Source organism: Giesbergeria sinuosa (genome assembly GCF_042652905.1).
GTDB classification, from domain to species: Bacteria; Pseudomonadota; Gammaproteobacteria; order Burkholderiales; family Burkholderiaceae_C; genus Simplicispira; species Simplicispira sinuosa.
Window position 1 is genome coordinate 1 of record NZ_JBHSHJ010000003.1, and the last position, 12732, is coordinate 12732.

Annotated in this window: 12 protein-coding genes, 2 pseudogenes and 1 other annotated feature; of the genes and pseudogenes, 5 read left to right on the forward strand and 9 right to left on the reverse strand. The window is 54.6% G+C overall.

Annotated elements, in window-relative coordinates; genetic code table 11:
• Nucleotides 1-236 precede the first annotated feature (236 nt).
• Nucleotides 237-512, reverse strand: a pseudogene (locus tag ACFO6X_RS04580) (transposase); the annotation flags it as partial.
• Between the two features lie 550 nt (nt 513-1062).
• Between ACFO6X_RS04580 and ACFO6X_RS04585 the strand changes: the two are divergent.
• Nucleotides 1063-1920 carry a hypothetical protein gene (locus ACFO6X_RS04585; RefSeq protein WP_382430534.1) on the forward strand — a complete coding sequence of 286 codons (858 nt, stop codon included), beginning with the start codon at nt 1063-1065 and terminating at the stop codon, nt 1918-1920.
• Between the two features lie 110 nt (nt 1921-2030).
• Nucleotides 2031-2204: a hypothetical protein gene (locus ACFO6X_RS04590; RefSeq protein WP_382430536.1), complete on the forward strand. Its 174-nt coding sequence runs from the start codon at nt 2031-2033 to the stop codon at nt 2202-2204.
• A gap of 168 nt (nt 2205-2372) precedes the next feature.
• On the opposite strand, the gene ampC is transcribed toward ACFO6X_RS04590, so the two are convergent.
• From ampC to ACFO6X_RS04625, 7 genes are all read right to left on the reverse strand, one after another.
• Complete coding sequence (gene ampC / locus ACFO6X_RS04595; protein WP_382430538.1) at nt 2373-3536, reverse strand: class C beta-lactamase; 1164 nt, start codon at nt 3534-3536, stop codon at nt 2373-2375.
• A 262-nt stretch (nt 3537-3798) separates the two neighbouring features.
• A complete protein-coding gene (locus ACFO6X_RS04600; RefSeq protein WP_382430540.1) occupies nt 3799-5064 on the reverse strand; it encodes a cystathionine gamma-synthase family protein in 1266 nt (421 codons plus the stop codon).
• Nucleotides 5065-5088: 24 nt separating this feature from the next.
• Complete coding sequence (locus ACFO6X_RS04605; RefSeq protein WP_382430542.1) at nt 5089-6303, reverse strand: MFS transporter; 1215 nt, start codon at nt 6301-6303, stop codon at nt 5089-5091.
• Nucleotides 6293-7330 carry an alcohol dehydrogenase gene (locus ACFO6X_RS04610; RefSeq protein WP_382430544.1) on the reverse strand — a complete coding sequence of 346 codons (1038 nt, stop codon included), beginning with the start codon at nt 7328-7330 and terminating at the stop codon, nt 6293-6295. Before ACFO6X_RS04610 ends, ACFO6X_RS04605 begins: the two co-directional genes overlap by 11 nt.
• On the reverse strand, nt 7327-8430 hold the full coding sequence (locus ACFO6X_RS04615; RefSeq protein ID WP_382430546.1) for a flavin monoamine oxidase family protein: 1104 nt from the start codon (nt 8428-8430) through the stop codon (nt 7327-7329). Before ACFO6X_RS04615 ends, ACFO6X_RS04610 begins: the two co-directional genes overlap by 4 nt.
• Nucleotides 8431-8448: 18 nt before the next feature.
• Nucleotides 8449-8790 (reverse strand): carboxymuconolactone decarboxylase family protein, encoded by a 342-nt coding sequence (locus ACFO6X_RS04620; RefSeq protein ID WP_382430548.1) that lies wholly within the window; start codon nt 8788-8790, stop codon nt 8449-8451.
• Nucleotides 8791-8849: 59 nt separating this feature from the next.
• A complete protein-coding gene (locus ACFO6X_RS04625) occupies nt 8850-9131 on the reverse strand; it encodes a hypothetical protein (protein WP_382430550.1) in 282 nt (93 codons plus the stop codon).
• Between the two features lie 154 nt (nt 9132-9285).
• On the opposite strand from ACFO6X_RS04625, the gene gcvA reads away from it, so the two are divergent.
• Together gcvA and ACFO6X_RS04635 are read left to right on the forward strand one after the other, a co-directional pair.
• Nucleotides 9286-10200, forward strand: a complete 915-nt coding sequence (gene gcvA / locus ACFO6X_RS04630) for a transcriptional regulator GcvA (RefSeq protein ID WP_382430552.1) — start codon at nt 9286-9288, stop codon at nt 10198-10200.
• Nucleotides 10201-10336: 136 nt separating this feature from the next.
• Nucleotides 10337-11557: pseudogene (locus tag ACFO6X_RS04635) on the forward strand (IS3 family transposase).
• Nucleotides 10615-10731: a sequence feature (AL1L pseudoknot), on the forward strand. (Overlaps the previous pseudogene by 117 nt.)
• 129 nt (nt 11558-11686) lie before the next feature.
• On the opposite strand, the gene ACFO6X_RS04640 reads toward ACFO6X_RS04635, so the two are convergent.
• Nucleotides 11687-12001, reverse strand: coding sequence for a hypothetical protein (locus ACFO6X_RS04640; RefSeq protein ID WP_382430554.1), 315 nt, complete (start codon nt 11999-12001; stop codon nt 11687-11689).
• Between the two features lie 24 nt (nt 12002-12025).
• On the opposite strand from ACFO6X_RS04640, the gene ACFO6X_RS04645 reads away from it, so the two are divergent.
• Complete coding sequence (locus ACFO6X_RS04645) at nt 12026-12217, forward strand: hypothetical protein (RefSeq protein ID WP_382430556.1); 192 nt, start codon at nt 12026-12028, stop codon at nt 12215-12217.
• Nucleotides 12218-12732 lie beyond the last annotated feature (515 nt).

Genomic DNA, 12732 nt, shown 5'->3' on the forward strand with positions numbered 1-12732 from the left:
ACCAAGTTCCGGTGGGGCTGCCCCAGCCCGCAGAGAATGTGTATGTCGAGCTCAAAGATTATGTGCAACTGGTGCCCACAGCCGCTTTGACAGGCGTGAGTTGGTACACAGGGTCGGTGGATTCGTTTTCCTAGAGCGTGTTATGAACTGCCAGCGGTAGCTAAGATCTAACTCGCCGCTGGCCACATCAGCATCACAAACACCAGAAAGTTAGGACGGCCTTGTTCGCCTCAAGCAACACGAATGCTAGAGCGCAAATCCGAGGTTATCACCTTAAAGCAACCAGCCTGCAGCCAGCGGTGTGTTGGTTGGTATACCGCTTCCCAAGGAGGCAGATCATTGGGCAGTATGCGCCAAGGAGCTTCAGCACGCACGAGCCAGCGCAGGGCGTTAAAGGCTTTTTGCAGATCGTAGTGACGTTGGGGCGCCTCGGTGATGATCAGTGTCAAGTACGGTAGAGCGAAATCCCATTCCTCGCCACTGACATCGGTGGGGTAGGGCTTGCGGGAGATGACCACAATTTAACCCAAGGCCAGGCCAGGTCTGAGTTCATGACACGCTCTAGGGAGGGCGACCGTCTAACGCTTGTCAGTTAAGGTGTCCAAACGGTTGCTGCCGACAGCGGCAAGTGGCATGCAACGCACAGAGAGGTGCCGACATGGCAGATATCCAAACGGTCATGAAACGGCTTTGCTCAGCTCGGCGACTGGGTGGGCCAAGACGACCGCTTGCTGGTTCAGGACAAAACGACAACGGTGTAGCGAAGAAAAGCGAATTGCTCATCTTGCCGAAGCCGAGGTGCAAAGCCTGAGCTTGGGCCGAGTTACATCAACCATGGTAGATGCCAACGGTAACGCCCACAAACAAGTGGGTACCTACACCCGCACAGACGGTACCAACCACGCTATGACTGAGTTTGGTTTGGCTAGGACACGGCGCGTACAGCAACGCTGTATCGTTGCCAAAGAAGAATGAAAAAAGAGCAAGCAATATATAAAAAATAAGCAATAAGTTTATTTTTTATATACACAGACAAGGCGCATCCAATTTCCGAGGTAACTCATGAGTCCATCTGCGAAATTCCGTTGGGGCAAACGCACCTTGTGGTGGCTGATCGGCCTGCTTGGGCTGTCGGGTGTGCTGCTGTTGTGGCGTTTTGCCTCCCCCATACTTCTTGGAAACCCGTTCGAGCCACCAGGGATGGCGGCGGCCCACTATACAACGCGCGATGTAGTAGGTGATCTGGGTGGTGTACCGGTCACCATTCCCCGCCACTTTGCCAACTTTGTGGAATACGAAGGCGACCCCGGCTGGGGAGAGAAACGCAAAGGCCCCCGGCACGAGCGCACTCACCAATCCAGGCTGGTGAGCTTTGGCTACGACACGCGCTTTCCAGACATGGCAGGTGAGTCCAGCCAGGAACTGATCAAGGATAAAAGCAGTTATTCGATTTACACAACGCCCTGGATCAGCGTTGGCATCACGACCGGCAATATTTATCCCGGTGACGGATTTTTGGATCGGCTCACTACGGCCAACATCGGCAATGTTGAACGCATTCTCAAATACGAACAGTATGAACCGTTGCCCGAACCAGAGCATGGTTTGACAGTTTATGCGGCTGTGGGAATTGACCCCAATACCAAAAAACTTTACTGGGAACATCCCAACGCCAAAGATATCTTTGTACATCGCGATAAAACGGAGCGGGTGGATACCTATATCCGATGCAGCAATCGGCTAGGGGTTCCATCGCAGCCATGTACGCACGATTTCAGCTTGGAGCCGCACATGCATGCAAATGTGTATGTGAGCTACCGCCGTACTCAGCTGCCTCATTGGCGAGAGATTCAACAGGCCGTGGCGCAGCAGATTCTGAGTTTCAAAGCACTACCAACGAATGCGGCATCTAAGCCTTGATGCCACATCGTTGAAACCAGGTTTTTTAAATTTATCCACCAGGAAGCCATCTATGCCACAACCACTTACCAGCACACAAATTCGGCAATACATCAACCAAATTGACACCGGTGGCGTTGAGCAACGCCCGCCAAATCTATGACACCCTGAACGACCAAGGCAACCGCTACGCGGGCTGGGCAGTGGACGTGGCCCGTGGTGACTCCACCACCGGCGTTGCGGCGCTGAACTTTTTGCAAGACACAGCACTCATGGCCTGGGCGGTGAAACCTGCCGCAACCTGATACCGGTGCAAATTGGGGCCGTCTCAGAATTCGGAAAAAATCTACATGAACTTCCCTAGTAGTCAAGCAGGGTAGGTGCGTTTTTCCTTGAAGACGATTTCCTAGCGATTGAAGCAGCGAACCTAGCGTGTCATGGTTAAATCAATGGCTGGTTACGACCCAAAGCTATCATTCCTTGCCGATTAGGTTACTGTAAATTTTGTGAGCAATTTCTACTCGTTCAGCATTGGGGTAGTTTTTATTGGCAAGCAACACAACTCCAAAGCGCTTTTGAGGCAAAAACGCAACGTAAGCACCGAAGCCATTGGTGGACCCCGTCTTATTGACCCACACATTACTGTTAGGTGGCATGGCAGGCTCTTTTGCTCTTACTGGGTGTGGATTCAGGATAAGTTTGGGAGCGTTGCCTTCTTGCAGCGTAGATAAGTCAACAGGCATTGCATATTCCTCCCAGATGAGGTCTTGAGTCATCTGGCCTACGCTGAAATAGCTCTTGCGGGTATTGTTTAAAGCCGCTTGCAGCGTGCTATCCACGAGCAACATGCCCATGTTTGCCTTCACAAAGGTGCTCAGGTCAGAAGCCGTGGTTTTGATGCCGTAGGCTTCACTATCCAACATGCCTGGATTGACGCGCACAGGCTTCTTATCCTTGTTGTAGCCCCAGGCGTAGCTGGGCATCTTCTGTGTAGGGACGCTCAGATAAGTGCTAGCCAAACCAAGGGGCTGGAAAAGGGTTTGAGCCATGGCCGTAACAAAATCTTGGCCCATACTTTTCGCCGTAATCCACCCTAAAGCACCGATGCTTGGATTCGCATAAGTACGCATCGTGCCGGTTTTGTACGCAGGCTTCCAGGTGCGGAAGTATTCCAGAAGCTGCTCCCGAGTTTGGACTTCGTCAGGCACCTGTAGAGGAATACCGCCAACGGTGTGTGTACCAAGATGGAAAAGCTGCAAGTTGCCGAAGTCCGTACCTGCCAACTCAGGCAAATACTTTGCTGCTGTATCGGTCAGCTTTAGCTTCCCAGTGGCTTCTGCGTGCGTCGCCAGTGTGGCCGTGAAGGTCTTGCTGATAGAGCCAATTTCAAAAATCGTCTCGTCAGTTACTGGTTTTTTTTTCTCAACATCTGATACGCCATAGTTGAAGACATAAGTCTTTTCACTCAGTACCAATGCCACAGCCATACCAGGAATTTGGTTCTTTTCCATGGCAGGCAGCACGACTGTAGAGATGGCTTTCATTGCTTCAGCACTGGAAATTTCAGCAGCGTTAACAGCCGAGCCAATACTAAAGACAGCGCTTGTCAGAAGAACAATAAATAGACGGTTTTTCAATTTTTACTTTACGGGTGAAGGAGGAAAGCCGACGCTGGCACTTTGGTGCAATTGAGTGCTGTTACGCTGCGAGCTGGGGATTCTACAAAATTTGATAGCAAATTGGCTCTGCATCGCGGAGCAATGGATGACTGCTTCTGGCCGATTCCTGGCGTTCAAAAGCACGATTAGGTGAAGGTAAGACAACCTTCTGGAGTTCGTATTAAATCAGCGAACTCATTAGAGCGTGTTATGAATAGCCCCTGGTTTCGTTGAGACACCTTTACCTGAGGGCGGCTTCGAAATCAGCGATCAGGTCAGCCACCTCTTCCAATCCCACGGAGACTCGGATTAGGCCTTCAGCAATACCCATCTCCTTTCGGGTATCCACGCCGGCCTCCCAGAAAATAGTCGGTGCAACGGGGATGATTAGTGTGCGAGTATCGCCAAGACCAGTGGATTTAATGGCCAGGGAAAGGCGGTTGAGTACATCGATCATTGAGGATGGGTCGCGTAACTCGAAGCTTAGTAACCAAGAGCCGGCGGAGAAGAGCCGCTTCGCGCGCTCGTGGTCCGCGTGAGATGTCAACCATGGGTAGTGAACAGCATCAATCTTCGGATGCTGCTCAAGCCACCGAGCCAAGCTGAGAGCCGTTTTGCTGGCCTGTTTTATCCGTAGGGATAATGTCTCGCTGCCAATGCTGATGCGATGCGCCTGGTCCGAGCACATCGTCCCCCCCATGTCACGGAGGCCCTTCTTGCGAATTTGCAGCAGTCCCCACCCCTTGGGCTCGCCCTTCCGATAAGACGAGAATAGGTTCGGGTAAACGGTCCAATCGAATAGCCCCGTGTCTGTAACAGCACCACCCAATGCCTCCCCGTGACCGGCAATGGTCTTGGTCAGCGAGTTGATCACCAGGCTCGCGCCGACCGAGCGAGGCCGGAATAGCGCCGGTGAGGTAATGGTGTTGTCCACTACGTAGACAATCCCGCGCTCGCGACACAATTGTCCAATGCCTTCCAGGTCCACCACCTGGGTCCGAGGATTGGCGATAGTCTCGACAAAAACCATGCGCGTCTCGGGACGGATTGCGGCTGCCACGGCCTCAACCGAACAGGCGTTCACCTTGTCTACGGCAATTCCAAGGCCCTCGACCGTACCAAGGAGACTGTTGGTGTTGCCGAAGATGAATCTGCTCGCGACAAGATGGTCCCCTGCACGTAGGAGCGAAAGCAAGGTCGCCGCGATTGCACCCATACCGGTTGCAAAGCATACCGTTCCTACACCGGCTTCCAAGGCGGTGATCTTGGACTCAAGGGCAGCGGTGGTCGGGGTACCTTGGCGGGCGTATTGGTAACCGCCTTTGTAGGTGCCCTGAAAAGCGCCGATCAAGTCTTCAACCCGGTCGAAACCATACTGCACCGAAGTATGAATCGGCTTGTGGAGGCCCCCATGTTCGACGCCAAAGCGGCGATCAGAATGAACATTGTCGGTGGAGAGGGCGCGGCTGACAGCGAATGACTCTTGTAAGGCGGTGTCTATTGGCATGACGATTCGGGAATTTCAAAAAACTTAAGCGTTGGCGTTACGTCGCATCTCGGAGCGCGCGAGCACAAACACCGCCAACGCGAGAGGTATGAAGGATAGCCAGAGCACCGTGTTCCATCCGTAGGCCGTCAGGAAGCCCCCAGATAGCAAAGAGCCCAAAGCCACCATCCCGAACAAGATGAAGTGATTGAACGACTGGACGCGTGTTTTTTCTTCAGGGCGATGACATTCCAGGACGAGTGCCGATGCGCCCACAAACCCGAAATTCCAGCCAATGCCGAGCAGGATCAGCGTCAGCCAAAAATGGGTGACATCTACCCCTAATAAGCCAATGCCGGCCGAAATTCCAGTCAACACTAGGCCTGCCATCACAACCAGTCGCGCACTAAAGCGCGTAATCAGTTGCCCAGTAAAAAAACTCGGGGCATACATTGCGATGACGTGCCATTGAACGCCCAGGTTTGCAGACTCCTGCGACAAGCCGCACATCCGCATGGCCAAAGGGGCAGCCGTCATAAGGAAGTTCATCAACAGATAAGAGACGACACCACAGGTAACGGCCGTAATGAATTCGGGTTGCCGCACAATCAGGCGGATAGGACGTCCTTCGGCAACTTCTTTTTTTGTCGGCTTGGGAAGCCGGACGCCAACCAGGATAACTGCAGACAAGGCAGCCACGGCTGCTTGTCCCATGAAGGTTCCTGCAAACGTATACGGTGCCCACCAATCCATGGTGTGCGTGACGAGCTGCGGCCCAATCACGCCGGCAAAGACTCCACCAGCCATGACGAAGGACAATGCTTGGGGACGTTTTGCCAGCGGTACGCAATCAGCGGCAGCAAAGCGGAACGTGAGGACCACGGCCGCGTACGCGCCACCAAAAAGCATCGCCAGGCAGAAAAGCCAGAATGAGCCCATCAACACAGCCAAAGCAGAGACCAAGCCGATTAGTACGCCGCATACCGTTCCCAAGAGAAAAGCCGTACGTCGTCCGTAGCGCTGAGCAATCATGCCGGCTGGTAGTGAGCATGCGGTCATTCCCAGCACAAAAATGGTGATCGGAAGAGTCGCCCATGCTCGATCGGGGGCAAGCATGTTGCCAACGATGGCGCCAGTTGCATAGACAACCACCGCGTTTGCCCCGGAAAGAGCCTGCGCCACCGTCAGCCTGACGATGTTGCTCTTTGAGTGTGCGTAAAGACTTGTAGAGTCGAGTTCGGTTTCGTCGTTAAGACCCATTGTGGGCTTCCTTCATCGTCAGAACCATCCGGAATTTGACGGTACCAGACTTCATTTTTTTATAAGCCTCGAATGCTCTTTCCAGAGGCATGGTTTCAATCAGAGGACGTATACCGGCGAGAACACTGAAATTCAGTGCTTTCTCATTTTCGTAGGGTGTGCCGGTAATGGAACCAAGCAAGCTGCGCTCGCCAACGACGAGATGGCCGGGTGTCACAGGTAGCGAATCCTTGCCAGCGCCCAGGAGCACCAGCCGGCCGCGAGGAGCAAGGCCTGGCAATACGGCGGATACTGTTCCCACCTGGCTAATTGTCGTAACGATGGCTTGAGCACCGCCCATGGACTGGAGTTGGGCAGCAGCATCCTCGACCTGGGTGTCGATGTAGACGTGAGCGCCCAAGGACAGGACGTCTGCGGAGATGTCCTGGCCGCGTCCGATGGCAACCACCTTGAAGCCCATCTTCCGGGCATACTGCAGCGCCATGTGCCCCAGGCCTCCGATACCCAGGATCGCAACGAGATCGCCGGCTTCTGCGCCAGATTTTTTCAGTGCGTTGAAGGTCGCGATGCCAGCACAGAGAATCGGGGCGACTTCCACGGAAGCGAGTTCGTCGGGGATCGAGACAAGCCCGGTGCTGCGCACCCGCATCATCTCGGCGTAACCGCCATCACAGGAGGCACCGACAGACGGCTGATTCTCGCAGAGCTGGAACCGTCCCTGACGGCACTGTGGGCATGCATTGCAGTGGCCACCGAGTCGACCTACGCCGACGCGTTGCCCAAGCTTCCAGATCGAGGGGACGTGCTCCCCGATAGCGGCAATGCGGCCAATCACCTCATGGCCTGGCACCCGCGGGGGCTGTAGCGAAGAATCTGCATCCTCAATATCAGTTGCATCGGCACCACAGATGCCGCAGGCTTCGACCTCAATCAGCACCTCACCAACACCAGGCTCAGGGGTTTTCCGCTCCACCAGCTCCAGGGTGCCGGGCTGGGTAATTTGCATTGCGCGATAGGTTGCCCTCATGAGGCTGCCTCCACTTTGTTCATAATTTGCATCACTGCATATTCAGCGGCTTCGACTGCCCCGGCAAGATAACCTGCGTCTCGGCGACCGGCCTCACTGCCGGCTAACCAAATGCGGTTATTCCATTTGCCAGGCACCGAGGCAAGGCCTCGCGGAATTGGATGTCCTCCCGCTTCCCCATCATCCGCTGTCGCAGTCAGCGAATCGCTGGCCCAATCCTTATACAGGGTCGCATGGGGACGGCCGGCTTCTGGCCCAAACAGCTGGGCGAGTTGCTGGATGGACGCTTCGATGATCGCATCGCGTCCAACCTTCTCGCGCTGCCGTATCAGAATGCCGACAAAGCCAAACAAGGCTGCTTTCCCGGAAGCCGTAGTCGCATCATGAATTTCCGAGAGTGGGCCGACCATGCTTTGAGCTGTCCCGGAGAGACCGGCTTCACGCCAGAATGGCCGATCGTAGAGGGCAAAAAACTTGGCGTGAGGCGCCATCCAGGTCGGTGTATCACGCCAGTTCCGGGCCGTTGCGGCATCCAAGGCGGGCGAGAATTCAACCGTGGCTTCGAGAAGGCGTGGTGGCAGGGCAAACAGGACATAGGTCGCCTCTATGCGTTGGGTCATGCCCTCAGCATTGACGAAGCAGACTTCTGCACCTGCTTCATTAAGGGTGGCATGAGTGACACGCGAACCAAGCTGGATATTGTCTTTTGGCAACGCTGCGGCCAGTACCGAAACAATGGCACCAATACCTCCATGCAGTCGCATCGACTCTGGAACTTGGCGAATGCCCTGGAAGCGCTCTGGGGTTTGGCTATGCATCCGCTGAAAGACGATGTCGCCATCGCTATGCTGCGGAAAATAGCGAAGTCCAAGCTCACCCACGAGGTAGTTCATCGCCGATTGCATACCCGGCCAGAACCATGAGGGCCCAAGGTCAAAGCCGTCATCCGAGACCTCCCCCGCGGCATCAGTCGAAAGGATCCGCCCTCCCAATCGGTCACGGGCCTCAAGAAGGTGAAAACCGATACCGGCTTGATGAAGGAAGCGGGCTGCCGTCAGGCCGGCGAGCCCACCTCCGATGATGAGGACGGAAGTCTTCATGGTACTCAGGTTCGACGACTATTTCGGCAAGGCTTCAATGGTGTCGAAGACGCGCGCAGTGTAGGCAAGGGCAGCACCTGCATTGAGCAGGATCGTGGTACCCAATGCCTCTGCGATTTCTTCGTTCGATGCACCCAGTTCTACGGCCTTTTGGGCGTGGACCGAGATACAACCATCGCAACGAGTCGTGACCGCAACGGCAAGTGCGATCAGAGCATGGATTTTCGGCTCCAGTTTGCCGTTCTTTGCAGCGCTGTTCTCAATCGTTTTCATTCCGCTCAGAACATCGGGGCTCAAGTTGGCGAAGTCGCCAATACGACTCATTAGTGAATCTCGGTAGGCATTCCAGTCTTGCATCATGGCAATCTATTTCCTGGGAGAAATGGCCAGACACCGAATACGCGCCCGGCAGAGACAATTTAGGCGACTTGATAGATGCGTACGTCCGGAGCTGCTTCCAGCAGCGGCTTCAGGGCTTCGACGACATCGGCGTTAAACAACGCGCTCTGCAGGTAGGCGCTTGCGTTCTCTGCAGTGTCGAAGCCGTGTAGCACTTGCACGTCTTCGCTACGCACCAGCAGTTCTTTAGATTTGGCACCGGTAATGGTGTCGCGGAACGGTGCCTTGTACTGCTGATAAATACCGGCGGCGGCAGGCCGATTGGCATCGGGGATCTTGAGGGTGATTTGCAGATAAACCATTTCATTTCTCTTGGTTGAGTGTTCGTTTGGCCAGGAGGCCGGCCTCGACCCACCATTCAAAGCGCACCTTGAATGCGGATTGAATTGTTTACTTGTCCGCTTTCGCCAGCAAATGAGATAAAGTGTGTGGCATTAAAAGAAAATCTTTATCGAGATGAAGGCTCCCGTCCATCTCAATGCCTTACGTGCTTTCGAGGCCAGCGCACGACATCAAAGCTTTTCTGCGGCAGCAATCGAGCTTCACGTCACACCTGCAGCGGTCGGCCAACTTGTACGGACCTTGGAAGAATGGCTGGGCACCCCAGTGTTTCTCCGCAATAACAGCGGACGTGCTCGACTTGTCCCAACAGAAGCGGCCGAACGTGCGTTATCTGAGATTCGTGCCGGTTTTGACCGACTGGCGCTTGGTTTGGAACGCCTCAAAGAGGGGGCGGCTAGCGGGGTACTCACCGTCACGGTCAGCCCAGCCTTCGCCGCCAAATGGCTTTTGCCCCGCATCGACGGCTTCCACACTGCCTGGCCAGATACTGATCTGCGGTTGGACACGAGTCTTAGGGGAGTAGATTTTGTTGCCCAGCGGGTCGATATCGGCGTGCGCTATGGCACAGGAAGCTGGCCTAGATTAGCGGCTGACAAACTGATGGATGAGGAAGTCTATCTGGTGTGTTCCCCCAAGCTGCTAGTTGAGCCAGGTCGCTTGCAGACACCAGCTGATCTGTCCTGGGAGACTCTCATTGATGACCTTTCGATGGACGGTCACTCAGGCTTTCCTACCTGGGATTCTTGGCTGCAGAAAGCCGGTGTGATAGAGGTGGCAACGAAGCGTGGTATGCGGATTAACAACTCCGCCGCCGTACTTCAGGCGGCCATTGATGGGCTTGGTATAGCCCTGGCTCGTAGCGTCATGGCACGTGACGATCTGGCTGCTGGGCGTCTCGTGCGCTTGTTTCCGGAAATCAACTACGCATCGGAACTTGCCTATTACGTCGTCTATCGGCCGGAGTGTGCAAGCTTGCCAAAGCTGATCGCATTCCGCGATTGGATTATTGGCGCAGCCAACGCGGGCTAGTTTGGGGTTGCTTCAGAATTCGAAAAAAATCTACTGGGACTTCCTAAGTAGTCAAGCAAGGTAGGCGCGTTTTTCTTTGAAGACGGTGAACCGCCCCGGGAATGGAGGAGGCACCAACGTCTGAGAAGATGGAGCCATGACAAAGTCAAACAAGTTCTCACCGGAAGTGCGCGAGCGTGCCGTGCGCATGGTGCAGGAGCACCGAAGCGACTACCCGTCGCTGTGGGCAGCCGTTGAATCGATTGCGCCCAAGATTGGCTGTGTGCGGCACACCCTGCACGAGTGGGTCAAGAAGGCCGAGGTCGATAGCGGACAGCGCCCAAGTACCAGCACGTCCGATTTCCAGCTCATCAAAGAACTGGAGCGCGAGGTCAAAGAATTGCGCCGGGCCAACGACATCCTGAAGATGGCCAGCGCATTTTTTGCCCAAGCGGAGTTCGACCGCCGTTTGAAGAGCTGAAACGCTTCATTGACCTCAACCGCCATGCCTTTGAGGTCGAGCCCATCTGTCAGGTACTACAGATGGCCCCATCGTGTTACTGGCGTCATGCGGCATGCCCACGCTGCCCAGCATTGCGCAGCCAGCGTGCCCAACGTGACGAACTCCTCAGCGCAGATATCCAGCGCGTTTGGCATGCTAACTGGCAGGTCTATGGTGCCGACAAGGTCTGGCTGCAACTCAACCGTGAGGGCGTGCGGGTAGCCCGTTGCACCGTCGAACGCTTGATGCACCGTTTGGGTCTACAGGGTGTTCGCCGAGGCAAAAGCGTACGCACCACCACAGCGGACACCTCCAGGCCATGTCCATCGGCAGTTCAAAGCCAGTCGGCCCAATGAGCTGTGGGTGTCAGACTTCACCTACGTCTCTACAGGGCAGGGTTGGTTGTATGTGGCTTTCGTGCTCGATGTGTACGCCAGGCGCATCGTCGGGTGGCAAGTGAGTCCCAGTATGCACACCAACTTTGTGCTCCATGCGCTCGAGCAGGCTTTGTACGAACGTCAGCCAGAGGCGCATGCCTTGACACACCATTCGGACAGGGGCAGTCAGTATGTTAGCATTCGGTACACCGACAGGCTCAAGCAGGCGGGCATACAGCCATCGGTGGGCAGCAAGGGCGACAGTTATGACAACGCACTGGCCGAAACTATCAACGGGCTGTACAAAGCCGAGTTGATTCACCGCCGGGCTGCCTGGAAGACCAGGCAATCCGTGGAACTGGCCACCCTAGAATGGGTACACTGGTTCAATCACGTCCGACTGCTCACGCCGATTGGGGGTATCCCCCCGGCAGAAGCTGAGGCAAACTACTGGAGGCAATTGGCCAACAGCAACACCTCGGCAGAGGTATTCACTTAAACCAACCTGCCTCCTCGAAACCCGGGGCGGTTCAGTGCTCAGTTCACCAGCATGTTGACGCAGGGCCACTGTCTGCCACATTTCTGTGCTGATGGGACATCGGATTGGAGTGGACGAACGGCTCCACTTTTATTTCATAGGCATCAACGAATCTGCCTCGCTAATTTCCGCCTTGCCTGTCTTACGTTCAAATAGGCACAATTCGCGGCCCTCTTGACCCTGCATGTGTTTTTGTGGATAGCGCCCCCCGATCATCAGCGCCGTGTAGCCTACGCTGTCGTCGAATAGCACCGGCGAGCCCAACACTTTTTTGTTCTGTAGATTGCTCCGCGCCAAACAGGTCTGACGCTGTAGCTTGTCTTGCGCCAGCCATGCATCATCGGACGAGGCCTGTACGCTGCCAGCGAAGAGCGTGGCGAGCAAGGTGAGGCAGGTGACTTTCATAGAGTTTCTCCTGAAGTGATATCTGTGATAGCTAATTTTAAGGATGGCTTTTCATTGCTTGGCCTGAGTGCCATCCTGTGGGGGGAATTTTTTTCAACTATTGATAGAAGAATCATGAAATTCTCTGCCCGCAATAAAGCGATCTTCACTGCAGCCACGGCCATGATCCTCGCATCGACTTGGACGGGTGAAAATCGACCATCAAAGACGTGGTGATATTTTAAATATCAACAAGTTAAATCTATACAGTACCATCACTCAAAGTTTGTGATGGTGTTGGGATCGTGCCACCTCGATGGTATCTGATAGCTTTAGTACCATGAAAAATGCCATGAAAAAACAGTTCTTGGCAGTTCCAGTTATTTCCAGTTGTTTCCATATTCAGGAGCAAAAAAGCCCGCAGTGATGCGGGCTAGAAGGCCATTTAGTTCCTGTCAGTTCCGGTAGTTTCCGGTTGCCGGATTATTCCCACTCGATCATCAATAGATCTCGCAGACCCGCATAGTTAAAGGGATTGGCTGTGATCGACATGGTTCTTTACCGTCGCTTTTACCGTCAAGGAAAAAGAGCTTGTCTGGTGCAAGAGATGAAGCTAACTTCACGGAAGCTACGGTGGCTAGCCCACATCGATCAGACTGAAGCATACCGAAAATACCAACTAAGGTCAGCCGCAGACTCGAACTATCGAGCCGCGCCCGCTAGTCGCCGCTATTGCCCCCTCAAGTTACGTG

Bases quoted from the DNA above. Each gene is read 5' to 3' on its own strand.
- ACFO6X_RS04585 (WP_382430534.1), top strand. From the start codon at position 1,063: ATGAGTCCATCTGCGAAATTCCGTTGGGGCAAACGCACCTTGTGGTGG.
- ACFO6X_RS04600 (WP_382430540.1), bottom strand. From the start codon at position 5,064: ATGCCAATAGACACCGCCTTACAAGAGTCATTCGCTGTCAGCCGCGCC.
- ACFO6X_RS04605 (WP_382430542.1), bottom strand. From the start codon at position 6,303: ATGGGTCTTAACGACGAAACCGAACTCGACTCTACAAGTCTTTACGCA.
- ACFO6X_RS04610 (WP_382430544.1), bottom strand. From the start codon at position 7,330: ATGAGGGCAACCTATCGCGCAATGCAAATTACCCAGCCCGGCACCCTG.
- ACFO6X_RS04615 (WP_382430546.1), bottom strand. From the start codon at position 8,430: ATGAAGACTTCCGTCCTCATCATCGGAGGTGGGCTCGCCGGCCTGACG.
- ACFO6X_RS04620 (WP_382430548.1), bottom strand. From the start codon at position 8,790: ATGATGCAAGACTGGAATGCCTACCGAGATTCACTAATGAGTCGTATT.
- ACFO6X_RS04625 (WP_382430550.1), bottom strand. From the start codon at position 9,131: ATGGTTTATCTGCAAATCACCCTCAAGATCCCCGATGCCAATCGGCCT.
- gcvA (WP_382430552.1), top strand. From the start codon at position 9,286: ATGAAGGCTCCCGTCCATCTCAATGCCTTACGTGCTTTCGAGGCCAGC.
- ACFO6X_RS04640 (WP_382430554.1), bottom strand. From the start codon at position 12,001: ATGAAAGTCACCTGCCTCACCTTGCTCGCCACGCTCTTCGCTGGCAGC.